General features: G+C 53.0%; 16 protein-coding genes, 3 rRNA genes and 1 riboswitch. Of the genes, 17 read left to right on the top strand and 2 right to left on the bottom strand.

Going from position 1 to position 24,735, the window contains the following annotated elements; translation table 11 throughout:
• The first annotated feature begins 249 nt into the window (after positions 1–249).
• The 4 genes from MHI42_RS17175 to MHI42_RS17160 all read left to right on the top strand — a co-directional run bounded on the left by MHI42_RS17175 (position 250) and on the right by MHI42_RS17160 (position 6,360).
• Positions 250–1,807: ribosomal RNA gene (locus MHI42_RS17175) — 16S ribosomal RNA — on the top strand.
• 332 nt (positions 1,808–2,139) lie between these two features.
• Positions 2,140–5,068, top strand: a 23S ribosomal RNA gene (locus MHI42_RS17170).
• Positions 5,069–5,216: 148 nt separating this feature from the next.
• Positions 5,217–5,333: ribosomal RNA gene (gene rrf / locus MHI42_RS17165) — 5S ribosomal RNA — on the top strand.
• The 16S, 23S and 5S rRNA genes sit together here, the layout of an rRNA operon.
• Positions 5,334–5,541: 208 nt before the next feature.
• Positions 5,542–6,360, top strand: a complete 819-nt coding sequence (locus MHI42_RS17160; protein WP_342424568.1) for an acyl-ACP thioesterase domain-containing protein — start codon at positions 5,542–5,544, stop codon at positions 6,358–6,360.
• A 278-nt stretch (positions 6,361–6,638) separates the two neighbouring features.
• On the opposite strand, the gene MHI42_RS17155 is transcribed toward MHI42_RS17160, so the two are convergent.
• Both MHI42_RS17155 and tsaA read right to left on the bottom strand, forming a co-directional pair.
• Positions 6,639–7,544: an AraC family transcriptional regulator gene (locus MHI42_RS17155; RefSeq protein ID WP_342424567.1), complete on the bottom strand. Its 906-nt coding sequence runs from the start codon at positions 7,542–7,544 to the stop codon at positions 6,639–6,641.
• Between the two features lie 21 nt (positions 7,545–7,565).
• Entirely contained in the window at positions 7,566–8,015 is a 450-nt protein-coding gene (gene tsaA, locus MHI42_RS17150; RefSeq protein WP_342424566.1) for a tRNA (N6-threonylcarbamoyladenosine(37)-N6)-methyltransferase TrmO, read from the bottom strand.
• A 127-nt stretch (positions 8,016–8,142) separates the two neighbouring features.
• On the opposite strand from tsaA, the gene MHI42_RS17145 reads away from it, so the two are divergent.
• The 13 genes from MHI42_RS17145 to purF all read left to right on the top strand — a co-directional run bounded on the left by MHI42_RS17145 (position 8,143) and on the right by purF (position 24,432).
• The gene (locus MHI42_RS17145) at positions 8,143–10,284 is read left to right on the top strand and encodes a DNA topoisomerase III (protein WP_342424565.1); all 2,142 of its coding nucleotides are present in this window, start codon (positions 8,143–8,145) and stop codon (positions 10,282–10,284) included.
• Positions 10,285–10,820: 536 nt separating this feature from the next.
• Positions 10,821–12,068 (top strand): MFS transporter, encoded by a 1,248-nt coding sequence (locus MHI42_RS17140; protein WP_342424564.1) that lies wholly within the window; start codon positions 10,821–10,823, stop codon positions 12,066–12,068.
• Between the two features lie 147 nt (positions 12,069–12,215).
• Positions 12,216–12,479, top strand: coding sequence for a DUF1294 domain-containing protein (locus tag MHI42_RS17135; protein ID WP_039310312.1), 264 nt, complete (start codon positions 12,216–12,218; stop codon positions 12,477–12,479).
• A 50-nt stretch (positions 12,480–12,529) separates the two neighbouring features.
• On the top strand, positions 12,530–12,964 hold the full coding sequence (locus MHI42_RS17130) for a universal stress protein (RefSeq protein WP_171719864.1): 435 nt from the start codon (positions 12,530–12,532) through the stop codon (positions 12,962–12,964).
• Between the two features lie 230 nt (positions 12,965–13,194).
• Positions 13,195–14,430, top strand: a complete 1,236-nt coding sequence (locus MHI42_RS17125; protein ID WP_342424563.1) for a GGDEF domain-containing protein — start codon at positions 13,195–13,197, stop codon at positions 14,428–14,430.
• Positions 14,431–14,685: 255 nt separating this feature from the next.
• Positions 14,686–14,787: riboswitch (purine riboswitch) on the top strand.
• A gap of 233 nt (positions 14,788–15,020) precedes the next feature.
• Complete coding sequence (gene purE, locus MHI42_RS17120) at positions 15,021–15,506, top strand: 5-(carboxyamino)imidazole ribonucleotide mutase (RefSeq protein ID WP_342424562.1); 486 nt, start codon at positions 15,021–15,023, stop codon at positions 15,504–15,506.
• Positions 15,507–15,586: 80 nt separating this feature from the next.
• Positions 15,587–16,888 (top strand): 5-(carboxyamino)imidazole ribonucleotide synthase, encoded by a 1,302-nt coding sequence (locus MHI42_RS17115; protein ID WP_342424760.1) that lies wholly within the window; start codon positions 15,587–15,589, stop codon positions 16,886–16,888.
• A gap of 6 nt (positions 16,889–16,894) precedes the next feature.
• Positions 16,895–18,190, top strand: coding sequence for an adenylosuccinate lyase (gene purB / locus MHI42_RS17110; RefSeq protein ID WP_042133396.1), 1,296 nt, complete (start codon positions 16,895–16,897; stop codon positions 18,188–18,190).
• Positions 18,191–18,562: 372 nt separating this feature from the next.
• Positions 18,563–19,453, top strand: coding sequence for a phosphoribosylaminoimidazolesuccinocarboxamide synthase (locus MHI42_RS17105; protein WP_342424561.1), 891 nt, complete (start codon positions 18,563–18,565; stop codon positions 19,451–19,453).
• A 333-nt stretch (positions 19,454–19,786) separates the two neighbouring features.
• Positions 19,787–20,032 carry a phosphoribosylformylglycinamidine synthase subunit PurS gene (gene purS, locus MHI42_RS17100; RefSeq protein WP_039298247.1) on the top strand — a complete coding sequence of 82 codons (246 nt, stop codon included), beginning with the start codon at positions 19,787–19,789 and terminating at the stop codon, positions 20,030–20,032.
• Positions 20,033–20,037: 5 nt separating this feature from the next.
• On the top strand, positions 20,038–20,727 hold the full coding sequence (gene purQ, locus MHI42_RS17095; RefSeq protein ID WP_039298250.1) for a phosphoribosylformylglycinamidine synthase subunit PurQ: 690 nt from the start codon (positions 20,038–20,040) through the stop codon (positions 20,725–20,727).
• Positions 20,705–22,951, top strand: a complete 2,247-nt coding sequence (purL, locus tag MHI42_RS17090; protein WP_342424560.1) for a phosphoribosylformylglycinamidine synthase subunit PurL — start codon at positions 20,705–20,707, stop codon at positions 22,949–22,951. The genes purQ and purL overlap by 23 nt, the downstream gene beginning before the upstream one ends.
• Positions 22,936–24,432, top strand: a complete 1,497-nt coding sequence (gene purF, locus MHI42_RS17085; RefSeq protein WP_342424559.1) for an amidophosphoribosyltransferase — start codon at positions 22,936–22,938, stop codon at positions 24,430–24,432. Before purL ends, purF begins: the two co-directional genes overlap by 16 nt.
• Positions 24,433–24,735 lie beyond the last annotated feature (303 nt).

Raw genomic sequence — 24,735 nt, 5'->3', positions numbered from 1 at the left:
GTTGTTGGAGCGGCAAACTTAATAAGAAATGACTTAAATAAGTGATTTTAAAATAAAGCTTGCATTACTCGAATGAACGTGATATATTATAAGAGTTGCTGGTGACGCGGTAAGCGCCGCTGACAACGAGCTTGATCTTTGAAAACTGAACAACGAGTGAGTATCGGAAATCACGAAAGTGACTTCCAAAATAGAGAATGTAAATTCTCGTCAGATGTTTCAAAATGAGCAATCGCTCTTTCTAAAACCAATTTGGAGAGTTTGATCCTGGCTCAGGACGAACGCTGGCGGCATGCCTAATACATGCAAGTCGAGCGGAGTAAGAATGGAAGCTTGCTTCCATTCTTACTTAGCGGCGGACGGGTGAGTAACACGTAGGCAACCTGCCCTCAAGACTGGGATAACTACCGGAAACGGTAGCTAATACCGGATAATTTCTTTCCTCTCCTGAAGAGAGAATGAAAGGCGGAGCAATCTGCCACTTGGGGATGGGCCTGCGGCGCATTAGCTAGTTGGTGGGGTAACGGCTCACCAAGGCGACGATGCGTAGCCGACCTGAGAGGGTGAACGGCCACACTGGGACTGAGACACGGCCCAGACTCCTACGGGAGGCAGCAGTAGGGAATCTTCCGCAATGGGCGAAAGCCTGACGGAGCAATGCCGCGTGAGTGATGAAGGTTTTCGGATCGTAAAGCTCTGTTGCCAGGGAAGAACGTCCGGTAGAGTAACTGCTACCGGAGTGACGGTACCTGAGAAGAAAGCCCCGGCTAACTACGTGCCAGCAGCCGCGGTAATACGTAGGGGGCAAGCGTTGTCCGGAATTATTGGGCGTAAAGCGCGCGCAGGCGGTCATTTAAGTCTGGTGTTTAAACCTTGGGCTCAACCTGGGGTCGCACTGGAAACTGGGTGACTTGAGTACAGAAGAGGAAAGTGGAATTCCACGTGTAGCGGTGAAATGCGTAGATATGTGGAGGAACACCAGTGGCGAAGGCGACTTTCTGGGCTGTAACTGACGCTGAGGCGCGAAAGCGTGGGGAGCAAACAGGATTAGATACCCTGGTAGTCCACGCCGTAAACGATGAGTGCTAGGTGTTAGGGGTTTCGATACCCTTGGTGCCGAAGTTAACACAGTAAGCACTCCGCCTGGGGAGTACGGTCGCAAGACTGAAACTCAAAGGAATTGACGGGGACCCGCACAAGCAGTGGAGTATGTGGTTTAATTCGAAGCAACGCGAAGAACCTTACCAGGTCTTGACATCCCGATGAAAGCATTAGAGATAGTGCCCCTCTTCGGAGCATCGGAGACAGGTGGTGCATGGTTGTCGTCAGCTCGTGTCGTGAGATGTTGGGTTAAGTCCCGCAACGAGCGCAACCCTTGACTTTAGTTGCCAGCAGGTTAAGCTGGGCACTCTAGAGTGACTGCCGGTGACAAACCGGAGGAAGGTGGGGATGACGTCAAATCATCATGCCCCTTATGACCTGGGCTACACACGTACTACAATGGCCGGTACAACGGGAAGCGAAACCGCGAGGTGGAGCCAATCCCAGCAAAGCCGGTCTCAGTTCGGATTGCAGGCTGCAACTCGCCTGCATGAAGTCGGAATTGCTAGTAATCGCGGATCAGCATGCCGCGGTGAATACGTTCCCGGGTCTTGTACACACCGCCCGTCACACCACGAGAGTTTACAACACCCGAAGTCGGTGGGGTAACCCGCAAGGGAGCCAGCCGCCGAAGGTGGGGTAGATGATTGGGGTGAAGTCGTAACAAGGTAGCCGTATCGGAAGGTGCGGCTGGATCACCTCCTTTCTATGGAGAATCGTTTCCTGCAACGGAAACATTCAAATCGGAAGTATTACTTCCAAAACTCAGGTTTAGGCCTGTTACTCACTCGTTGGTCAGTTTTGAGAGTTTAAGCTCTCATCTTTACCTTGATCCTTGAAAACTGAATACCGAAACGAATTTGCGTTTTAGAACATCTTTTAGCTGAAACTTGTGAAAGCAAGTTGAAATAGTTATTAGTGCAGAACGAAGGTTTTCGATTGTGCAGCGACCTTTGGCTTTGAATGTGTTGGTGAATGGAGCAATCCATGAGCGGCATTCAAAACAAGAGGAGCAAGCAAGCGAAACACCGGAGTGACGGTTAAGCTAATAAGAGCACACGGAGGATGCCTAGGCGCCAGGAGCCGACGAAGGACGTGGCGAACAACGAAACTGCCTCGGGGAGCTGTAAGCAAGCTTTGATCCGGGGGTGTCCGAATGGGGAAACCCAGCTGTGGTAATTCGCAGTTACTCATTTCTGAATACATAGGAAATGCAGAGGCAGACCAGGGGAACTGAAACATCTAAGTACCCTGAGGAAGAGAAAACAATAGTGATTCCGTCAGTAGCGGCGAGCGAACGCGGAACAGCCTAAACCAAGGGGCTTGCCCCTTGGGGTTGTGGGACGTCTCACATGGAGTTACAAAGGAATATGGTAGGCGAAGAGGTCTGGAAAGGCCCGCGATAGAGGTAAAAGCCCTGTAGCCTAAACTGTGTTCTCTCCGAGACGGATCCCGAGTAGTGCGGGGCACGTGAAACCCCGTATGAATCCAGCAGGACCATCTGCTAAGGCTAAATACTACCTGGCGACCGATAGTGAAACAGTACCGTGAGGGAAAGGTGAAAAGCACCCCGGAAGGGGAGTGAAATAGAACCTGAAACCGTGTGCTTACAAAAAGTCAGAGCCCGATCTATGGGTGATGGCGTGCCTTTTGTAGAATGAACCGGCGAGTTACGTTTAACATGCAAGGTTAAGGTGAGAAGCCGGAGCCGCAGCGAAAGCGAGTCTGAATAGGGCGATTTAGTATGTGGACGTAGACCCGAAACCGTGTGATCTACCCCTGTCCAGGGTGAAGGTGCGGTAACACGCACTGGAGGCCCGAACCCACGCATGTTGAAAAATGCGGGGATGAGGTGGGGGTAGCGGAGAAATTCCAATCGAACTCGGAGATAGCTGGTTCTCCCCGAAATAGCTTTAGGGCTAGCCTCGGTGAATGGAGTGGTGGAGGTAGAGCACTGATTGGGTGCGGGGCCCGCAAGGGTTACCAAGCTCAGTCAAACTCCGAATGCCATTAACTTCTTGCCGGGAGTCAGACAGTGAGTGCTAAGATCCATTGTCAAAAGGGAAACAGCCCAGACCATCAGCTAAGGTCCCCAAGTGTGTGTTAAGTGGGAAAGGATGTGGAGTTGCACAGACAACCAGGATGTTGGCTTAGAAGCAGCCACCATTGAAAGAGTGCGTAATAGCTCACTGGTCGAGTGACTCTGCGCCGAAAATGTAACGGGGCTAAACACACCACCGAAGCTATGGCTAGATGCTTTGCATCTGGGGTAGGGGAGCGTTGTATGTAGGTTGAAGGTGTACCGTAAGGAGCGCTGGACAGCATACAAGTGAGAATGCCGGTATGAGTAACGAAAAGATCAGTGAGAATCTGATCCGCCGAAAGCCCAAGGTTTCCTGAGGAAGGCTCGTCCGCTCAGGGTAAGTCGGGACCTAAGGCGAGGCCGAAAGGCGTAGTCGAAGGACAACAGTTTGAAATTACTGTACCACCGTAATCCGCTATGAGCGATGGGGTGACGCAGGAGGGTAGTGACGCGGACTGATGGATGTGTCCGTCTAAGCAGTGAGGCTGATGTGTAGGCAAATCCGCACATCGATAAGGCTGGGCTGTGATGGGGAGCGAAAATTGTAGTAGCGAAGGTCATGATCTCACACTGCCAAGAAAAGCCTCTAGCCAGGAGAAGGTGCCCGTACCGCAAACCGACACAGGTAGGCGAGAAGAGAATTCTAAGGCGCGCGGAAGAACTCTCGTTAAGGAACTCGGCAAAATGACCTCGTAACTTCGGGAGAAGAGGTGCCTCGGTAGGGTGAATAGCCCGAGGGGGCCGCAGTGAAAAGGCCCAAGCGACTGTTTAGCAAAAACACAGGTCTGTGCGAAGCCGCAAGGCGAAGTATACGGGCTGACGCCTGCCCGGTGCTGGAAGGTTAAGGGGAGTGGTTAGGAGCAATCCGAAGCTGTGAACCGAAGCCCCAGTAAACGGCGGCCGTAACTATAACGGTCCTAAGGTAGCGAAATTCCTTGTCAGGTAAATTCTGACCCGCACGAATGGCGTAACGACTTGGGCGCTGTCTCAACGAGAGATCCGGTGAAATTTTAATACCTGTGAAGATGCAGGTTACCCGCGACAAGACGGAAAGACCCCATGGAGCTTTACTGCAGCTTGATATTGAATTTGGGTACGATCTGTACAGGATAGGTGGGAGCCGTTGAGGCAGGAGCGCAAGCTTCTGCGGAGGCGCCGTTGGGATACCACCCTGATCGTATCTAGGTTCTAACCTAGTGCCCTTACCGGGTACGGGGACCGTGTCAGGCGGGCAGTTTGACTGGGGCGGTCGCCTCCTAAAGAGTAACGGAGGCGTTCAAAGGTTCCCTCAGAATGGTTGGAAATCATTCGAAGAGTGCAAAGGCATAAGGGAGCTTGACTGCGAGACCAACAAGTCGAGCAGGGACGAAAGTCGGACTTAGTGATCCGGTGGTACCGCATGGAAGGGCCATCGCTCAACGGATAAAAGCTACCCTGGGGATAACAGGCTTATCTCCCCCAAGAGTCCACATCGACGGGGAGGTTTGGCACCTCGATGTCGGCTCATCGCATCCTGGGGCTGAAGTAGGTCCCAAGGGTTGGGCTGTTCGCCCATTAAAGCGGTACGCGAGCTGGGTTCAGAACGTCGTGAGACAGTTCGGTCCCTATCTGTCGTGGGCGCAGGAAATTTGAGAGGAGCTGTCCTTAGTACGAGAGGACCGGGATGGACGTACCGCTGGTGCATCAGTTGTTCCGCCAGGAGCATGGCTGAGTAGCTACGTACGGACGGGATAAGCGCTGAAAGCATCTAAGCGTGAAGCCCCCCTCAAGATGAGATTTCCCAATTAGTAAGACCCCTTGAAGACGACGAGGTAGATAGGTTGGAGGTGGAAGTGCAGCAATGCATGGAGCTGACCAATACTAATCGGTCGAGGGCTTATCCAACAATTCTAACACGCAGATTCGTTTCGGATTCAGTTTTCAGGAATCAAATTGTAATTTATAGAGCTCAAGCAGTTCTATAGAGAAAATTTGTTTTCAGCATTTGGCGATGCTGAGACCTGAATTATAGCATTTGTATATCAAATGCCCGTTTGGTGGCGATAGCGGAGGGGTTCCACGCGTACCCATCCCGAACACGACCGTTAAGCCCTCCAGCGCCGATGGTACTTGGACCGAAGGGTCCTGGGAGAGTAGGACGCTGCCAAGCACATGAAGCCATTGTTGAGCAATCGACAATGGCTTTTTTGTGTCCTATAGAGAATAGTATTACAATTACATTACTTATGGCCTTATTTCTGGTGCTTGTTGTGAATTTTGTGCATAGCTTGTGTATAATTCGGTGGTAAATAGAAAGAAATGAAAACTTATACACATGTGGATAGATTATATTTTTTAACAAGTACTCCCCAATTCATGTGGATATCGTATTAGATAATGTGGATACAACAGAGGAAATTGTGGATGGATGCGTAAAGGAGCGTAAAGTTATGGACAAGCACGGCAACCTTTTGTGGACAGAGGATTTTATGGTTCATGCAAGTGACACTGATTTTCGGTCAAGAGGCAAGCTATCTTTTCTTCTTGATATTATGCAGCGTGCTGCGGATTCGGCTGTAAGCAGCCTGGGTCTAAGTATTGATACAATGCTTAATGCAAGAATGGGCTGGATGGTTATCACACTCGATCTGGATCTTCGACATTTACCGTCGCCTAACGAGCTTCTTAATGTGCGTACCTGGAGTAAAGGAAACAAAGGAGCGCTCTGGCAGCGGGATTATCGGATTTTTGATAGTAATGCTGTAGAACTGGCGGCGGCACGCTCAATCTGGGCGCTTGTGGATATGGATAAGCGGAAGATCCTTCGTCCGTCAGCCCTTCCCATTGCTGTAGAGCCTTATTTGGAAGATTCGGTCGGAAGCCTCCCGGACAAAGTAGTGATTCCCGCTGATCTTTCTCTGCAGGAAGCCTTTCGCTATCAAGTAAGGTATAGCGGGCTCGATAATAACGGGCACCTGAACAATGCAAGGTATGTAGATTTATGCTGCGATGCGCTAACCCTGGAGGAATGGGGAGAACTGGAACTCAGAGGTCTTCACATAACCTATGCGCAGGAAGCCCAGTATGGCGAGGAAATCAGTATTTTACGGTCCTCCCGGACTGAAGAAGGAGTATATGTACGCGGCCAAGGCGGGGACAAGGTGTTTTTTGAAGCTTGTCTAAGGTTTGAGAGATAAACCCTTAACAACAACAGACTTAAATGTAATATCTTCTTATGGCAGGCACTCTGTTTTCAGAGAACCCCGCAAATTCCCAAGACGGTCACGGTCAGACCTTATACGTTTACATTGGATAGTAAGCTAAATCTCTTGAAAGATGCCAACGGTGAAAATGTGAAGACTTATTATAAAGAGCTTGAGACTACTATAGTGATTCCTTAAATCATAAACTCCATTGCGTAAAATGAGCTGGGTTCTTGTCCGCATTTGCATAGCAGGTGCGGATTTCTGTGTAATTATAGCAGCGTTAACGGAATGTAGATCTCACTTACCGAGTTGGGATTATCTGGTCCGAGATAGTCTTTGCCATAATATTCAAATTCATAAGTGAGGTTTAGGCGATAATCGGTTCTGGGCAAAAATACACCATAGATATATTTGTATGTAGCGGAGACTTCTGCTGAGGGACCTCTATGCAGAAATCGGAGATACCTCGCCGGAGGTAAGGTGTGGACAGGCAGATTGTTATCTGCGTTTTCTCTGTTTGTCTGAAGCTTAGTACCAGGTGGTAAAGGCAACGAGGCGTTCAACTCACAGGCACAGAGAAGAGAGAATCCGCTATTCTCATAATCATCCGGCCAATAGCCAAGCTGATAATACCTCTCCGGAAGCTTACGTTCGGGTATAGAGGAGATACTGCTGAATATCTGTTCCCAAGCTGCTCCAATAATAGAATGATCGTTGTTAACGGTAATAAATGGTCCCTGGAGCCTGATTTCCCCGAGCTCAATAATTTCGGGAGATGCTGTATTATGGCCTGTCCAGTGCGGAAGATCCATTCCCCGTATGGGATGGAGCAGCATAGGGATATCCGGATTTGATTTTTGGCGGATACGGGTGGGGGTGGTATGGAGCAATCTTTTGAAGGCACGGGTGAAGGTCTCATAATCATTAAAAGAATAATCCAACGAAATATCCTGAAAGGTGCGCCAGGGACTTCTCAGAATCTCACGTGCAGCCTCGGAAATTCGACGTCTTGCGATATAGTCGCCGGGTGTCAGCCCGGTAACCCCCTGGAACAGCCGAATAAAATGATACAGCGAATAACCGCTCACTCTGGAGAGGGTCAGGACAGACAATGGTTGCTTCAGATTGGATTCAATGTACTCAATCGCTTGCAGAATAAGCTTGCAGTTAGTCATGAGCTCTCTCCTCGTACTAATTTACTCTAGAGCCCACTCCCCCCAGGAGGCAGCCCATACAGGGACTCTGACATGACGGACACGGTCGGTAGCAGGAAAATAGGCTTTGATATCGAGCACAGGCGTTCCTGGATAGGCATCCAGTCCGGTAACCTCAACAATTCCCTGTTCAACATCAACGGACACAATTCCGGCAACAGAAAGGCCTATAGGATTAGGGCGTACGGGAGAACGTGTGGCAAATACACCAGTTACCGGAGCCTCATATGGAGGCTCAATCTGCGTAGTACGCCGGAAGGCATCGTCTGCAAATTCATGAATCCACCAGAGAATCTGGCAGTGGCTGAAATCAGCCAGCCCCTTCAAGGCAGGTCTGTATTGCGGTTTAATCTCGAGACGCAGGTTGTGCTGTGATCCGGATACGGATACTACACCTACTGATATAACATTATACGGTTCTGTTGTGAGCATTGGCTGTGACTCCTTTCGGCTGGGGAATAATTCTAGTTTATCTGAAATGAAGCGAAATCAGCCTGATGATATTTGCGGTCTTTTATCCCGTGGTATAATAGGTTGTTGATATGGAGGGGAGAGAATTATGAAGGTACTGGTACTGGCGGAGAAGCCATCGGTTGCCCGGGAGATTGCCCGGGTGCTGGGCTGCGGAAATAAGCAAAAGAGCTATATGGAAGGTCCGAAATATGTGGTTACCTGGGCTCTGGGGCATCTGGTTGGCCTGGCTGAGCCTGAGGACTATAACAATAAATATGCTACCTGGGCATTGGAGGATTTGCCGATTCTTCCGGAGAAGGCCAAGCTTAAGGTGCTGCGGGAGACCAGCCAGCAATACAAAGCGGTACAACAGCTGATGAAACGGCAGGATATTGAGGAGCTGATCGTTGCGACGGATGCTGCGCGTGAGGGTGAGCTGCTGGCACGCTGGATCATGAATATGGCTGGGTGGAAAAAGCCGTTCAAGCGGCTGTGGATCTCCTCGCAGACGGATAAGGCGATTAAGGAAGGCTTCGCCGCACTTCGTCCGGGCAAGGACTTCGACCGGTTGTATGAGTCTGCCCGCTGCCGTGCAGAGGCGGATTGGATGATCGGACTGAACATTACGCGCGCCTTAACCTGTAAGTTCGGTGCGCCGCTCTCGGCAGGACGTGTACAGACACCTACGCTTGGCATGATTATGGACCGGGAAAATGAAATTACGGACTTCCGTTCCCAGGAATATGATCAGCTGACTGCCGATTTCGGCAATTTCCAGGCGGGATGGCGTGCGCAGGGCGGGGACGGCCGGATTTTTGATAGAGACAAGACAGGTATCCTGAAGGAGAAGCTGACCGGCCGCAGCGGACGGATCACCAAGGTGCACAAAAGCGAGAAAAGCGAACCCCATCCGCTGGCCTATGACCTGACGGAGCTGCAGCGGGATGCAAACCGTAAATTTGGCTTTTCGGCCAAACAAACCTCAAGCCTGCTGCAAAAGCTGTATGAACAGCATAAGCTGGTTACTTATCCGCGTACGGACAGCCGCTACCTGACTGCCGATATGACGGGTACGCTAAAAGAAAGATTGGACAGCGTAGCAGTCGGACCGTATGCGGCCCTCGCCAGACCGCTACTGCGCAAACCGCTGCCGGTTACCAAACGTATTGTTGACGACAGTAAGGTCAGTGACCATCACGCAATTATTCCAACAGAGCAGACGGTATTGCTTAATCTATTAAGTGCAGAAGAACGGAAGCTATATGATCTGATTGTACGGCGGTTCATCAGCCTGTTCTATCCTCCGGCACGTTATGATGCAGTAGCTGTGACGGTGAGCGTAGAGGGAGAAACCTTCCAGGTTAAAGGAACCACGGTTAAGGACGCGGGCTGGCGTGAAGTCTATGGCGGGGACATGAGCTCGGATGAGGATGAGGAGAGCTTAGCTGACGAACCGGCAGCGGGCAGCGTGAAGCTGCCGGAGCTGCGGGAGGGCAACAGCGTGAAAATTGAGCGCTGCATCATCAAGCCCGGCCGGACGCAGCCGCCGAAGCGTTATAATGAAGCTTCGCTGCTGACACAGATGGAGAAGTACGGGCTGGGAACACCGGCAACCCGTGCGGATATCATCGAGAAGCTGGTCAGCTCGGATACGATTGAGCGGCAGGGTAATCTGCTGCATCCGACCGGCAAAGGCAAGCAGCTGATCGGACTGGTCTCAGGACAGCTGCGCACTCCGGAGCTTACGGCACGCTGGGAAGCGGAGCTGGAGAAGATCGCGCGCGGGCAAGGGCGTCCGGAGCCTTTTCTGCAGGGCATCCGCAGTATGGCCCAGGAGCTGGTGTCCGGGGTCAAGAATAGCGCAGCGGAATACAAGCCGCATAATGTCTCTAACAGCCATTGTCCGGAATGCGGGACAAGAATGCTGGAGAAGAAGAGCAAACGCGGCAAGCTGCTGGTCTGTCCCAAAGAGGACTGCGGCTATACCCGGGCAGGGGAGAAGCAGCTGTCGAACCGCCGCTGTCCGCAGTGCCATAAGAAGATGGAGCTTAAGGAAGGCAAGGCAGGGATGTATGTGCAGTGCCTCGGCTGCGGGATTACGGAGACAATGGATAAGGATCATAAGCATATCAACAAACGCGAGCAGCAGAAGCTGGTCCAGCAGTACAGCAAGCCGGAAAGCGCCAGCGGCTCTAACCTTGGTGAATTGCTGAAGGCAGCGATGGAAGCCAAGCAGAAGGGGAAATAAAAAAGCCTAAAGTGTAAGGGCAACAGTGCATTAATGAAGTGAGCAGCAAACAACGAGCGAAGATACAACGAAGATAAAAACGAAGATACAACGAATTTAAAAACAAAGATACAAGCAAGATACAACGAAGATAAAAGCAAAATACAACGAAGATGCAAGCCAAGATACAAACGAAGATACAACGAAGATAAAAGCAAAGATAAAAGCAAAGATAAAAGCCAAGATACAAACGAAGATACAAGCGTAAGACTAGTTAACGTAAAAGCAGCATGTTTATTCTAAGCTCTGTTATATAGAAGTTAGTTTCCCTTCCAGAGAGGGAATGCTTCGAGAACAACAAGACTGCCGGAGCATCCGGTGGTTTTGTTGTGTTTATGGAAATCGCGGAGCTGGCTGGTGTATAACAGAAGATTAAGTGTAATGTTACTTTACGAAGGCTGTCCAAGGGGCGGCAGATATGTTTTACTTAGAAGATTGAAGTTGGACAGGGTTATTAGGGTTCCGGCAAATATAGTGGAGCGGGTGATGAAGTGGCGGTGGCTAAGCAATTAGAAGGTGAAGTCCAATCGGTACAAGGCTCAGGCAAGAGGGGGGGCAGCCGGTTTTTCTTTTTGGTGATTGTCTTTATGTTCTGGTTCTCTTCTTATATCTATGTGCCTGTATTGTCTCCGTATGTGGAGCATCTGGGAGCTTCTTATGTCATGGTTGGAGCGGTGCTGGGCGTATACGGCCTGATGCAGATTCTGTTCCGGCTGCCGATCGGGATCGGTTCGGATTATCTTAACCGGCGGCGGCCGTTTATTTATCTGGGGCTGATCGCCAGCGGAGCAAGCTGTCTGCTGTTCCTGGCTGGTGCTCATCCGGGCTGGGCGCTGGCTGCACGTGCCGTCTCAGGGATTGCGGCCTCCGCGTGGGTCGTGTACTCGGTGATGTTCGCGGGGTATTTTCCGAAAGAAGAGGCTGGTAAAGCGATGGGCATGCTGCAGTTCACGACGGTTATTGCCCAATTGACCAGTATGATGATCAGCGGCTATATGGTTGATCACTGGGGCTGGAACACTCCGTTTATTATCGGTGGGATTGTGGCGGCGGCAGCGCTGCTGCTTGCACTACGTCTGCCTGAACAGAAGCAGGAGAAGCGGAATGCGATTCAGATCAAAGATCTTGCCGGAGTAGTCAGGGAACCGCTGCTGGTCAAGGTATCGCTTTTGTCCGTGCTGGCGCATTGTGTACTGTTCATTACGATGTTCGGCTATACGCCGAATCAGGCGCTGGATATTGGAGCGAGCAAAGAAAGTCTCGGCTGGCTGACGCTGGCTTTCATGCTGCCGCATGCGATTGCCACACTGTACGGCTCACGTCTATTCGGCAAATGGCTTGGGGACCGGGGAACGTTAATGCTGGGTTTTGCCGGGAGTGCGGTATTCACGCTGCTGATTCCCTCTATGCCTACTCTAGCCGCTCTCTGTGCAACGCAGATTGGGAACGGCTTCATGCAGGGTCTTATTTTCCCGCTGCTGCTGGGTAAATCGGTGTCGGGAGTCGCTCCGTTCAAACGGGCAACGGCTATGGGCTTCTATCAGGCGGTGTATGCCATAGGGATGTCAGGGGGACCATTTGTTGCGGGATGGATGAGCGCGGCGTATGGACTGACCGGCGGTTTCTGGCTTGGCGGAATTGCGGCGCTGCTTGCTGCGGTGCTGTCCTGGCTATGGATCAGAGAGGCCGGAGAACCGGGCACAGGGAGCAGACAAGAGCGGCGGATACTTGGCAGGCAGGGTTAGGTTTATTGTAATAGAAGGGGTCCCCGCAAAGTACCTGAGTGATCACCTGCGCCAAAACCTCACTTGGTGGGGGAACTTATTGGTTTTTTGCCGGAAAGGGTAATATAATAGAGAGTAGATAGGATGCAAGGAGGAGGGGCCGGAAGGATGGTCAAGGTTGTATTGCTGTGGTTCGCACTGATCAATATTATCGGGTATGTGGTGATGTCGGAAGACAAGAACAAGGCCCGCAAAAGACGGGATCGGGTGCCGGAGAAAACACTGTTTCTGCTCGCGTTCATGGGCGGCGCGCTGGGTGTGCTGATTGCCATGTACCGCAAGCGCCACAAGACGAGGCATACTTCCTTCAGGATCGGAATTCCGCTGCTGCTGCTGCTGAATATCCTGCTGTATGGATATTTTTTGAGTTAAGTTTCTTGTAGTTTGGCTAAGGCTGTACACAATAGAAAGAGGTGGCGTATATGTTATTCTCTAAAATTTTGCTAGCCTATGACGGTTCGAAGGCTTCCAATCAGGCATTGGAACGGGCGATTGAACTGGCCAAGGTAACTCCAGGGTCCTCCCTGTACGTCGTACACGCATTTGAATTCCCGCGGTTCTTCATCGGGGAAGCTCTCGCGCCTCTGCCGGCATCAGTGAACAAGGATTATTATGACCTCGCGGTCCAGACTACGGATGAAGTGAAAAGCCGGCTGGAAGCCGAAGGCCTGAACGCTACTGTGGAATTGCTGCAGGGATCGCCTGCCGAAGTGATTCTGTCCTATGCCAAAGAGCACACGGTGGATGTCATCGTTATCGGCAGCCGCGGGCTTGGCGGAATCCGGGAGTTCGTTCTGGGCAGCGTCAGCCACAATGTAGTGCAAAGTGCGCGCATTCCGGTGCTGGTTGTTAAATAAACTAGACTCAATATATGATAAATATGTATTAAAGGAGCGCTGCGGCGTTCCTTTTTTATTTGACCGAAATACACAAAGAGCTGATAGGGAATGTTGTGGCAGCATTCGTCTTGCCTAACAGGCGGACTGCTGCGGTGAGCAAAATATACGGTAAATCCGGATTAAGCCAAGACCGACAAATGACCGATAAAAAATAGAAAGAGACCACAATACGGAGGATGTATCACCCATTGAACAAGTTAATAAAAGCAGCTTCCATGATCGTACTTCCCTTGATTTTATTGGCACTGGCCTATATGGCTTATCACAATGTCCAGGCTTTATCCGCACCACAGTTGGATCTGGTGAAGCTTGCACCCTATCCGGTCTTTGTGATTGGAGGGGGACTCGCCTGGAAATTCAACCGCAGCCGGGAGTTTTTCCTGCTGCTTATGTTTGCGCTAGCCTCGTTATCGTTGCAGTATTTGCCCAAGCTTCCCGGGAAGGAGGCTTCCATCGCTTTACCCGGTTTATATCTGCTCCTGAGTATTCTGCTGCCGCTCAATATTCTACTCTTTTCCTTGTTGAAAGAGAGAGGGATCTTCAGCTTGTGGGGATGTATCCGGATCGGCGGGATTGCGGCTCAAGCAGCTGCGGGGATCTGGCTGCTGATGCCGGAGCAAAGCGGGGTGCTGCAGCGGTTGAATCAGAATCTGATGCCGCTGAATCTTCCGGTGCAGACGCCATTGTCTCAGGTATCCATGCTTGTCTTTGCTATGGCATGGATCATTCTGCTGGTCAAACAGATTAGGCGCAGATCCTCGCAGGATATCGCCTGTATGGCTGTGCTGCTGGCAATGTTCTATGTAATGAATCTGGAATATCAGCCCGTCGCCTACGCCCTGCTATGGATTGTGTCGGGGATCATTCTGGTGGCTTCGATCATCCAGGATTCCTATGCGATGGCATTCACGGATGAGCTTACCGGCCTTCCCTCCAGACGGGCGCTGAAACAGGATATGATGAAGCTGGGGATGAACTACGCCATTGCCATGCTGGACATCGACCATTTCAAAAAGTTCAATGATACCTATGGCCACGATACCGGTGATGAGGTGCTGCGGCTGGTGGCATCCATAGTTAAAGAGGTAAGCGGAGGCGGTAAAGCGTTCCGTTACGGGGGGGAGGAGTTCAGCATTCTTTTCCCGGGTAAAAGTATCCAGGATACAGTGCCGCATTTGGAGGAGCTGCGGGAACGGGTATCGAAGCGCGGGTTCGCATTGCGGGGGAGCAGCAGGGGAGGCGGCAAGACCAAACAGCGTTCAAAAGCGCGAAGCGCAAAGGCCGTTAAACAAATCTACATCACAATAAGCATCGGGATCGCCCAAAAGAATGAAAAATTCAAGAAGCCGGATGCCGTCATGAAAGCAGCGGATACTGCTTTATACCGGGCTAAGAAGAAAGGGAGAAACTGCGTTAGTAAGTAGATTTTGCGGACAAGTTGTTCTATTAAACCATAAAATACATAACTTCTTAAGATGGCTATCATCCAACCGGCTAAAGCGCCCAATCCACATTGTGATCAAATGAAATACTATCTATTTTTCAGAACAGCGATTCTCCTTAGTCGGAGAATCGCTGTTTTGCTTTTTTTGGAAAAGATTCTGCCAAAAAGCGAACGTTTTTCAGGGAGGGTAAGATAATGTTCGTGTTTAAGTTGACATACAGTGTAGGGGGTTGTTAAACTTAAGGCATAAACCGCTCGTATATATCCGGGGATAGGGCCCGGAAGTTTCTACCCGGGAACCGTAAATTTCCGGACTACGGGGATTTGAAGACATAAGACGACATCGTTTACGGCCTGCCCGTGAGAGTTGATGCTGTCCTTTTTCCTGTCGCTCCTTGAGGGGAGTGGGCGGAAAAATGTCTATTATTTCCTCCGCAGTCCGAATTTCCCGCAAAATGCGTTTGGAAATCGGGCTTTTTTTGTGCGTATTATGGAAAACTATAGCGAAATGGGTCAAGATAGAAGATGAGGTTGCTTAACCATTCATAAGAACGGAAGGCAGGTTGAATCATGTCAGTGCAAGTATCTGTCATCATGGGCAGTAAATCGGACTGGGAAACAATGCAGCATGCTTGTGTTGTGCTGGAAGAGCTTGAGATAGCCTATGAGAAAAAAGTTATATCGGCCCACCGTACGCCAGATCTTATGTTTCAATATGCGGAGGAGGCGGCTGCACGCGGTCTGCGGGTGATCATAGCCGGTGCTGGCGGAGCGGCGCATCTGCCGGGGATGGTGGCAGCGAAAACGATCCTTCCCGTAATCGGAGTGCCTGTGCAGTCCAAGGCGTTGAACGGCCTGGACTCGCTGCTGTCGATTGTGCAGATGCCGGCTGGCATCCCGGTAGCCACGGTAGCCATTGGCCGTGCCGGAGCTACGAATGCAGGGCTGCTGGCTGCGCAGATCATCGGTGCTTTCGAGCCGGAGGTGGCGAGAAAGGTGCAGCTGCGGCGCGAGGCGATCCAGCGCGAAGTGCTGGAAAGCAGCGAGACGCTATGAGACCGGGTGAGTCGAAGACCGGAGGCTCGGAGAGCTTGGCGCAGCAAAGAGCAGAGCGGGATCAAGCTGGAGCTGAGAGAATGGGGCGCCGGGAGGAGGCAGCCGCTGGTGCTGTTGAAGCACCAGGGGCGGGGACGCCCCGGACGCTGCTGCCCGGCGCGACGATCGGCGTGCTCGGCGGCGGGCAGCTCGGGCGCATGATGGCGCTGTCCGGCAGCGCCATGGGGTACCGCTTCGTGGCGCTGGACCCTGCGCCGGATGCGCCCTGCGGGCAGGTTACGCCGCAGATTATTGCGGCGTACAACGACCGGGACGCGGCGCGTGAGCTGGCGCAGCGCGCGGACGTGATCACGTACGAGTTCGAGAACGTCGACGCGGGCGTAGCCGCGCTGCTGACGGAGGAATCGTACGTGCCTCAGGGCAGCGCGCTGCTGTATACGACGCAGCACCGGCTGCGCGAGAAGGCGGCCATCGAGGCGGCGGGCGTGCCCGTTGCCCCGTACCGCAAGGTCGGCAGCCTGGCGGAGCTTGAAGCCGCGGCTGCCGAGCTGGGCCTCCCCTGTGTGCTGAAGACAGCCACAGGGGGGTATGACGGCAAGGGACAAGCCGTCATCCGCCTGCCGGAAGAGCTGGCAGCAGCGTTCCGGCAGGTAGCGCCGGGAGCGGCGGCTCCAGCACCGCAAGCAAGCGGGGCAGCGGCTTCGCCCGACTCGCCGGGAGCGGCTGAAGCGAAAGACGCTGCCGAGGCCACGCCACACGCACCCGAGCTGGTGCTGGAGAAATTTATCGCCTTCCAATGCGAAATTTCGGTCATTGCCGCCCGCAGCGCGTCAGGTGAAGTCAAGAGCTTCCCGCCCGCCGAGAACATCCACGTAGACAATATCCTGCATCTCTCGATTGTGCCCGCCAGGGTGCCGGAGGAGATTCAGCGGCGGGCCTGCGGGCTGGCCGAGCAGATCGTCTCCGGCATGGATGCCGTCGGACTGCTGGCTGTGGAGATGTTCGTGACGGAGGAAGGAGAGCTATTCGTCAACGAGCTGGCTCCGCGTCCGCATAACTCCGGGCATTACACAATGAATGCCTGCGTAACCTCACAGTTCGAGCAGCATGTGCGGGCGATCTGCAATCTGCCGCTGGGCGACACTACGCTGCTTACACCTGTAGTCATGGTGAATGTGCTCGGCCAGCATCTGGAGGGTGCCATTCAGGCGGCCTGCAGCGCGGACGAAGAATCAAACCGGCTTGGGGTATCCCCTAAGCTTCATATATATGGCAAGACTGAGAGCAAGACCGGCCGCAAAATGGGCCATATCAACCTGCTCTGCAAGGACACCGGAGACGGCCTGTCCTGGGTAGAGCAAACTAACCTTTGGAGGAACTGACAAGCTATGATCGAACGTTACAGCAGACCTGAGATGCGGGCCATTTGGACCGAAGAAAATAAATTTAACGCGTGGCTGGAAGTTGAAATTTGCGCCTGTGAGGCTTGGGCCGAGCTGGGAGTGATCCCGCATGAGGATGCCGCGAAGCTGCGCAAGGACGCCAAATTCGACATCGCGCGGATCGACGAAATTGAACAGGAAACGCGTCATGATGTGATTGCTTTTACCCGTGCAGTATCGGAGAGCCTGGGTGCAGAACGCAAATGGGTGCATTACGGACTGACCTCCACGGACGTTGTCGACACGGCACTCGGCTACCTGCTGCGTCAAGCCAACGAAATTCTGGAGCAGGATATTATCCGGTTCATTGAGATTCTTAAAGATAAGGCAGTAGCCTACAAGGATACCCCGATGATGGGCCGCACACACGGCGTACACGCCGAGCCAACGACTTTTGGCCTCAAAATGGCGCTGTGGTATGAGGAAATGAAGCGTAATCTGGAGCGTTTCCGTCATGCGGCGAGCGGCGTCCAATTCGGCAAAATCTCCGGGGCTGTCGGCACCTATGCCAACATCGACCCGTTCGTTGAAGAATTTGTCTGCCGCAAGCTGGGCACCAGCCCGGCACCGATCTCCACGCAGACCCTGCAGCGTGACCGTCATGCGGAGTACATGGCTGCGCTGGCACTGGTTGCCACTTCGCTGGACAAGTTCGCTACTGAAATCCGCGCTTTGCAGAAGAGTGAGATCCGCGAGGTGGAGGAAGCTTTTGCCAAAGGTCAAAAGGGTTCATCCGCTATGCCGCATAAGCGCAACCCGATCGGCTGCGAGAACATCTCCGGCCTGTCCCGCGTGATCCGCGGCCATATGGTTACAGCATACGAGAACGTGCCGCTGTGGCATGAACGCGATATCTCGCATTCCTCGGTAGAGCGGATCATCCTGCCGGATGCGACCATGCTGCTGAACTATATGCTGAACCGCTTCGGCAATATCGTGAAGAACCTGACCGTGTTTCCGGACAATATGAAGCGCAACATGAACCGCACCTTCGGTGTTCCGTTCTCCGGCCGCATCCTGACGAAGCTGATCGACAAAGGCTTCAGCCGCGAGCAGGCATACGACACTGTACAGCCGCGTGCGATGCAGGCCTGGGAGGAACAAACCCAGTTCCGTGACATCGTTGAAGCTACACCGGAAATCACTGCCGTGCTTAGTCCGGAAGAGATCGAGGATGCCTTCAATCCTTCCTGGCACCTCAAGCATGTGGACACCATCTTCCGCAAGCTGGAGCTTATCTAATTAAAAAAGGTGAGTCAGTGGTGAACTGATGAGCTGGAGAAGATATGGGCGGAGTGTTGGGGAGTTGTTCCCTGGAAGCGAAGCAACAGGGGGAATACGATTAGGCATTAGGGTTAAAGGAGGAACGGAGAGGAATTTTGGAACTGGAAGAAGCGTCAGCGTTCGCCTTTATGTTTGGATTTCTACCGCTGCCAGCGGTTCAAATCAGGAAATTCAAACATAACAGCGATCGGAAGTCCAAAATTTCCCGCAGTGACCCTATTAACCCGAAGGAGCTTTCAATTCCTTTGATGCGAAGCGAAGGAAACAAAGCGCCCCAGGCGCTTTTAGCCCAAATATACGCAAGATCATTTGTTCAAGGGAGGAAAGGTCATGACATCAACGGCCGTATCCACTGCCGTGGAACTCGTAAATGCACCGCTGCTCTACAAAGGTAAGGTTCGTGAGCTGTACGATTTGGGGGATGAGGTACTGATTGTCGTTACGGACCGCATTTCCGCATTTGATTACGTGCTGGACCCGGCGGTGCCGGACAAAGGCAATGTGCTTAACCGGCTTAGCGCCTTCTGGTTCGGCCAGACCAAGGAGCTCATTGAGAACCATGTGGTTCATATCGACGTGGACCGGCTCGGGGATATTGTACGGGACCGCGAAGCGCTGAAGAACCGCATCATGGTGGTCCGCAAAGCAGAGCGGATTGATATCGAATGTGTCGTGCGCGGCTGTATTACCGGCGGCGGCTGGCGGCAGTATCAGGAGACCGGCAAAGTGAACGGCATCAAGCTTCCCAAAGGGCTGCGCAAGAATGCGGTGCTGACCGAGCCGATCTTTACGCCGGCGGCCAAGAATGATGTCGGCCATGATGAGGACATTCCTTTTGAGCAGATGCAGGAGCTGATTGGCGCGGAGCTTGCGCTGGAGCTGAAGGAGAAGAGCCTGAAGCTGTTCGCTTTTGCCAGAGAATATTGTAAAGACCGCGGCATCATCCTCGCCGATTGCAAATTCGAGTTCGGGCTGCTGGACGGCAAGGTCATCCTGATTGACGAGATTTTCACACCGGATGCTTCCCGCTTCTGGGCCAAGGACAAATACGCGCTGGATATCGAGATCGACAGCATGGATAAGGAGCCTGTACGGACCTACCTGCTGGCATCCTCCTGGGATAAGAACAGCACGCCGGACCCTCTGCCGCTAGAAGTCGTTGAAGAAACATCACGCCGGTACCTGGACATTTATCACCGCCTTACCGGTAAGTCCTTATAGATTATCTGATACGCCTGTTCCGACCAGCAGCAGCCAACTTTTAATTGCATTCTCTGCAGTTATTTTGCCCGAAAAAGATGCCGTTTGCTCTTTAACTGTATCTGATACAACTAAAATGTGTGAAATGGCCTGAAAAGCAGATTTTCCAGAGAAATAGCTGTACGAAATGCAACTATAGTTGTTTTTACAGGAGATATTGAGATTATAGCTGTACATTATGCAGTTAAGTTAGCTGCCTGCAGTGAAGTGATTTGTTGCAGCTCACCGTTAGAGGTTAGCACATCGTTGTAATGTTGCGTTAGCTCATTAAATTTTAGGAGGAACTACAAGCGTATGTTAAAAGCGACAGTCTACGTCACCATCAAGAAAAGCGTGCTCGATCCCCAAGGTGTAGCCGTGCAAGGGGCGCTGCATTCCGTAGGTTTTCAGGAAGTTGAAAGTCTGCGTATCGGCAAATATATGGAGCTGACCCTCGATACCGACAACCGCGCTGAAGCGGAAGGACGCCTCAAGGATATGTGCGAGAAGCTGCTGGCCAACACGGTGATCGAGGATTACCGCTACGAATTGGAGGACTAAAAGTCATGAAATTTGCTGTACTTGTCTTTCCGGGCTCCAATTGTGACATTGACTGCTACAAAGCAGTAGAAGACAGCCTCGGCGAACCTGTAGATTATGTGTGGCATACGGCGACAGATCTGTCGGCTTATGACTGCATTCTCGTGCCGGGCGGCTTCTCTTATGGTGACTATCTGCGCTGCGGCGCAATTTCCCGGTTCGCTCCGGTGATGGCTGAAGTGGCCAAAGCGGCGGAGCAGGGCAAATTTGTGCTCGGCATCTGCAACGGGTTCCAAATCCTGACCGAAGCCGGCCTCTTGCCAGGCGCTCTGCGCCGCAACATGTCGATGAAGTTCCGCTGTCATGACACGGTGCTCAAGGTAGTGAATAACACAACTCCGTTTACGATCGACTATGCGCAGGATGAAGAAATCGTTATTCCGATTGCGCATGGCGAAGGCAATTACTATTGTGATGAAGAGACGCTGGCTGAGCTCAAAGCTAATAATCAAATCGTATTCACTTACAGCGACAACCCGAACGGTTCAGTCGCCGATATCGCCGGAGTCAGTAATGTAGCAGGCAATGTGGTTGGTATGATGCCTCACCCGGAACGCGCAGCGAATAGCCTGCTTGGTTCGGAAGACGGCAAACGGATGTTCACATCCATTCTTACATCGTGGAGGGATCGTTATGACGCAGCAAGTATCCGCTAAGGAGCCGACCGCAGAGCAGATCGCGGAGCAGAAAATCTACAGTCAGTTCGGTGTATCGGACAGCGAATATGAGCTCATTACTTCCTTCATGGGACGTAAGCCTAACTATACAGAAATCGGTGTGTTCAGCGTGATGTGGTCTGAGCATTGTGCCTATAAAAACTCGAAGCCGCTGCTCAGCCGTTTCCCGACAAGCGGACCGAAGGTGCTGATGGGACCGGGCGAAGGCGCAGGGATTGTTGATATCGGAGACAACCAGGCGGTTGTTTTCAAAATCGAGAGTCACAACCATCCATCGGCAGTTGAGCCTTATCAGGGCGCGGCGACCGGGGTGGGCGGGATTATCCGCGATATTTTCTCCATGGGTGCAAGACCGGTGGCGCTGCTGAATTCCCTGCGTTTCGGAAAGCTTGAGAGCGACCGGGTAAAATATCTGTTCGAGCATGTTGTGTCCGGAATCGCAGGCTACGGCAACTGTATCGGCATCCCGACCGTCGGCGGAGAGATCATGTTCGATGACAGCTATGACGGCAATCCGCTGGTTAATGCGATGTGCGTGGGCCTGATTGATCACGATAAAATCCAGCGCGGTGTCGCCAAAGGGGTAGGTAATCCCGTATTCTACGTGGGTCCTCCTACAGGCCGTGACGGCATTCATGGTGCGACCTTCGCCTCGGTTGAGCTCAGTGAAGAGTCGGAAGCGAAACGTACGGCGGTACAGGTTGGCGATCCGTTCATGGAGAAGCTGGTTATGGAATCTTGCCTGGAGCTGATCGACAGCGGCATCGTACTTGGTATTCAGGATATGGGCGCAGCCGGTCTTACCTGCTCCAGTGCGGAAATGGCAAGTAAAGCAGGCAATGGTCTGGAGCTGTATCTGGATCAGGTGCCGCAGCGCGAAGACGGCATGAGCCCTTATGAGATGATGCTCTCGGAATCCCAGGAGCGGATGCTGTTCGTGGTTGAGCCTAAGGATGAGGCACAGGCTCAGGAAATCTTCGACCGCTGGGGCGTGATTTGCCGCAAAGTGGGTAAGGTAACGGATGACGGCCGCCTGAAGCTGTTCCATCACGGTGAAGTGGTCGGCGACATGCCGGTAACAGCTCTGGTCGATGAATGTCCGATTTATAATAAACCATCGGCAGTTCCTGCTTACTATGAGGAGAATGCCGCGGTGGATACGCTTCGCTATGATGAAGTCACCGATCTGGGCGGCGCTCTGCGCACCGTACTGGGCTCGCCTACGGTAGCAAGCAAAGCATGGGTGTACAACCAGTATGATTATATGGTCCGCACCAGCACGGCGGTTCGTCCGGGTTCCGATGCTGCAGTGGTAACCATCCACGGTACACGCAAAGGCTTGGCGATGACTACGGACTGTAACGGACGTTATGTCTATCTCGACCCTGAAGTAGGCGGACGGATTGCCGTCAGCGAAGCCGCACGTAACATTGTCTGCTCCGGTGCCCAGCCGCTGGCGATTACCGACAACCTGAATTTCGGCAGTCCGGAGAAGCCGGAAATCTTCTGGCAGATGGAACGTGCGGTAGACGGTATGGCTGAAGCCTGCCGTGTGCTGGATACCCCTGTAATTGGCGGTAACGTCAGTCTGTACAATGAAAATGCTTCAGGAGCTATCTATCCGACACCGGTTGTCGGTATGGTGGGTCTTGTAGAAGATACCGATCATATTACAACTCAGGCCTTCAAGCAGGAAGGCGATTCGATTCTGTTGCTTGGTGTTACAAAAGCAGAGCTAGGCGGCAGTGAATTCCAGTATGCTGTTCACGGCCTGACCGAAGGACGTCCGCCAGAACTCGATCTGGCAACGGAACGCAAGCTGCTGGATGCCGTACTTGCTGCGATCCGCAGCGGGCTGGTCCGCTCGGCGCATGACCTATCCGAAGGCGGCCTGGCCGGAGCGCTTGCAGAAAGCTGTATCAGCGGCAAAACCGGAGCGAATATTGAACTGTCTGCCGGCGGACTGCGCCCTGATGTGGCGCTGTTCAGCGAGAGCCAATCCCGGATTATTCTGACTTCGGCGCCTGACCGTGCGGAAGAACTGAAAGCGGCGGTTGCCGCATACGGCGTACCTGTAGAGATCATTGGAACCGTCGGCGGGGACCGCCTGCGTGTTGCTCTGGACGGAGCAGCTGCACTGGATGAAGCAGTTACTGAACTTAAGACCATTTGGGAGGATGCTATTCCATGTCTTATGAAATAAAGACCGGGAAAGAGCAGGAAGCCCCTATCCTGTGGACCGGCGACTTTTACAACGAAGGAACGGGCTCGGGAGATATTTTTGACACATTAAAAGAAGAATGCGGCGTCTTCGGGGTCTTCGGACACCCGGAAGCTGCTTCCATGTCCTATTACGGCCTGCATGCCCTGCAGCACCGGGGCGAAGAGAGCGCGGGCATCTGCGTAGCGGATGGGCGCGACTTCAACTACCACCGCGGCATGGGCCTGGTGAAGGAAGTGTTCGACAAAGACAAGATCGCTTCGCTGATCGGAGATATGTCCATTGGACATGTGCGTTACTCTACCAGTGGAGATAGCCGGCTGACCAATGCGCAGCCGCTGGTCTTCAAATACCGTGACGGTGATCTCGCGATTGCCACAAACGGCAACATCGTGAATGAACCTCTGATCCGCAAACAGCTGGAGCAGGGTGGCTCAATCTTCCAGACCACCAGCGACACCGAGGTGCTGGCGCATCTGATCGCGCGTTCGCAGAAGGATTTTGTCGAAGCCACGAAGGATGCCCTGGCCCAGCTGGTTGGTGGTTTCGCCTTCCTGCTGATGACTAATGACAAGCTGATTGTTGCTTCTGACCCGCATGGCTTGCGTCCCTTAGTGATGGGCCGGTTGGGCGAAGCTTACGTCTTCGCTTCCGAATCCTGTGCACTCGAAGTCATCGGCGCTAAGCTGGTACGCGATATTGAGCCGGGTGAGCTGCTCGTGCTGGATCAAGACGGCTTCCGGGAAGAACGCTTCGCAGAACCTAAACGTAAAGCGCTGTGCGCAATGGAATACATCTACTTCGCCCGCCCGGACAGTGATCTGAACGGCTCCAACCTGCACTCCGCCCGCAAGCGGATGGGCAGCCGGATGGCGCTCGAAGCCTTCGTGGATGCCGATATCGTAACCGGCGTGCCGGATTCCAGTATCTCTGCAGCCATTGGCTACGCCGAGCAGACTGGCATCCCGTACGAGCTTGGACTGATCAAGAACAAGTATACCGGCCGGACCTTCATCCAGCCGAGCCAGGAGCTGCGTGAGCAGGGCGTGAAGATGAAGCTCAGCGCCGTGCGCCGTGTCGTGGAAGGCCAGCGCGTAGTCATGATCGACGATTCCATCGTGCGCGGCACGACCTCTCGCCGGATCGTGAATCTGCTGCGCGAGGCCGGAGCGGCTGAGGTTCACGTGCGGATCACCTCGCCGCCGTTCAAGAATCCCTGCTTCTATGGCATCGATACCCCGGACCGCCGCGAGCTGATCGCCTCTTATAAGACGATCGCCGAGATGTGCGAGGAGATCAATGCGGACTCGCTTGCCTTCCTCTCACCTGATGGACTGATCCAGTCCATCGGCGGCTATAATAGTGACGATTACAAAGGCGGACTATGCCTGTCCTGCTTCGATAATGATTACCCGACGCAGGTGGATTTCGGCGGGGAAGAGAAGGACGGATGCAGTTGTTAAAAGGGTGCCCATCCCCCTAAGTCCCCCTTGCGAAGGGGGATTCCGGAGGGCGCTGCCCTCCGGCCACCCGAAAGTTTGGTGGTAGGAGTTTCCTCTAAACTTGCTAAGAGGGCGTGGGTGCGGGTGCACGCTTTGTCCCTGTGTGCTGCGCACGGCCGGGACACGCTTCACGGCGCTGCGCGCCCTGGCGGCATGCTGCCCGCCGGGCCCTGGCTCCAGAACCTGTCCTGTTTGCTGCCGCAAATCCGGAGGTTCTGTCACCCAAGGATGCGCACGGCTTCGCCCCGTGCGCTAGAGGCTCCC

The sequence above is a fragment of the Paenibacillus sp. FSL E2-0178 genome (genome assembly GCF_038593005.1).
Classification (GTDB): Bacteria; Bacillota; Bacilli; order Paenibacillales; family Paenibacillaceae; genus Paenibacillus_AQ; species Paenibacillus_AQ phytohabitans.
This window is presented reverse-complemented; position numbering and strand designations above follow the sequence as displayed.

Coding starts and splice junctions, on each gene's coding strand:
- MHI42_RS17155 (WP_342424567.1), bottom strand. CDS start 7,544: ATGACTAACTGCAAGCTTATTCTGCAAGCGATTGAGTACATTGAATCC.
- tsaA (WP_342424566.1), bottom strand. CDS start 8,015: ATGCTCACAACAGAACCGTATAATGTTATATCAGTAGGTGTAGTATCC.
- MHI42_RS17145 (WP_342424565.1), top strand. CDS start 8,143: ATGAAGGTACTGGTACTGGCGGAGAAGCCATCGGTTGCCCGGGAGATT.
- MHI42_RS17135 (WP_039310312.1), top strand. CDS start 12,216: ATGGTCAAGGTTGTATTGCTGTGGTTCGCACTGATCAATATTATCGGG.
- MHI42_RS17130 (WP_171719864.1), top strand. CDS start 12,530: ATGTTATTCTCTAAAATTTTGCTAGCCTATGACGGTTCGAAGGCTTCC.
- purE (WP_342424562.1), top strand. CDS start 15,021: ATGTCAGTGCAAGTATCTGTCATCATGGGCAGTAAATCGGACTGGGAA.
- MHI42_RS17115 (WP_342424760.1), top strand. CDS start 15,587: ATGGGGCGCCGGGAGGAGGCAGCCGCTGGTGCTGTTGAAGCACCAGGG.
- purB (WP_042133396.1), top strand. CDS start 16,895: ATGATCGAACGTTACAGCAGACCTGAGATGCGGGCCATTTGGACCGAA.
- MHI42_RS17105 (WP_342424561.1), top strand. CDS start 18,563: ATGACATCAACGGCCGTATCCACTGCCGTGGAACTCGTAAATGCACCG.
- purS (WP_039298247.1), top strand. CDS start 19,787: ATGTTAAAAGCGACAGTCTACGTCACCATCAAGAAAAGCGTGCTCGAT.
- purQ (WP_039298250.1), top strand. CDS start 20,038: ATGAAATTTGCTGTACTTGTCTTTCCGGGCTCCAATTGTGACATTGAC.
- purL (WP_342424560.1), top strand. CDS start 20,705: ATGACGCAGCAAGTATCCGCTAAGGAGCCGACCGCAGAGCAGATCGCG.
- purF (WP_342424559.1), top strand. CDS start 22,936: ATGTCTTATGAAATAAAGACCGGGAAAGAGCAGGAAGCCCCTATCCTG.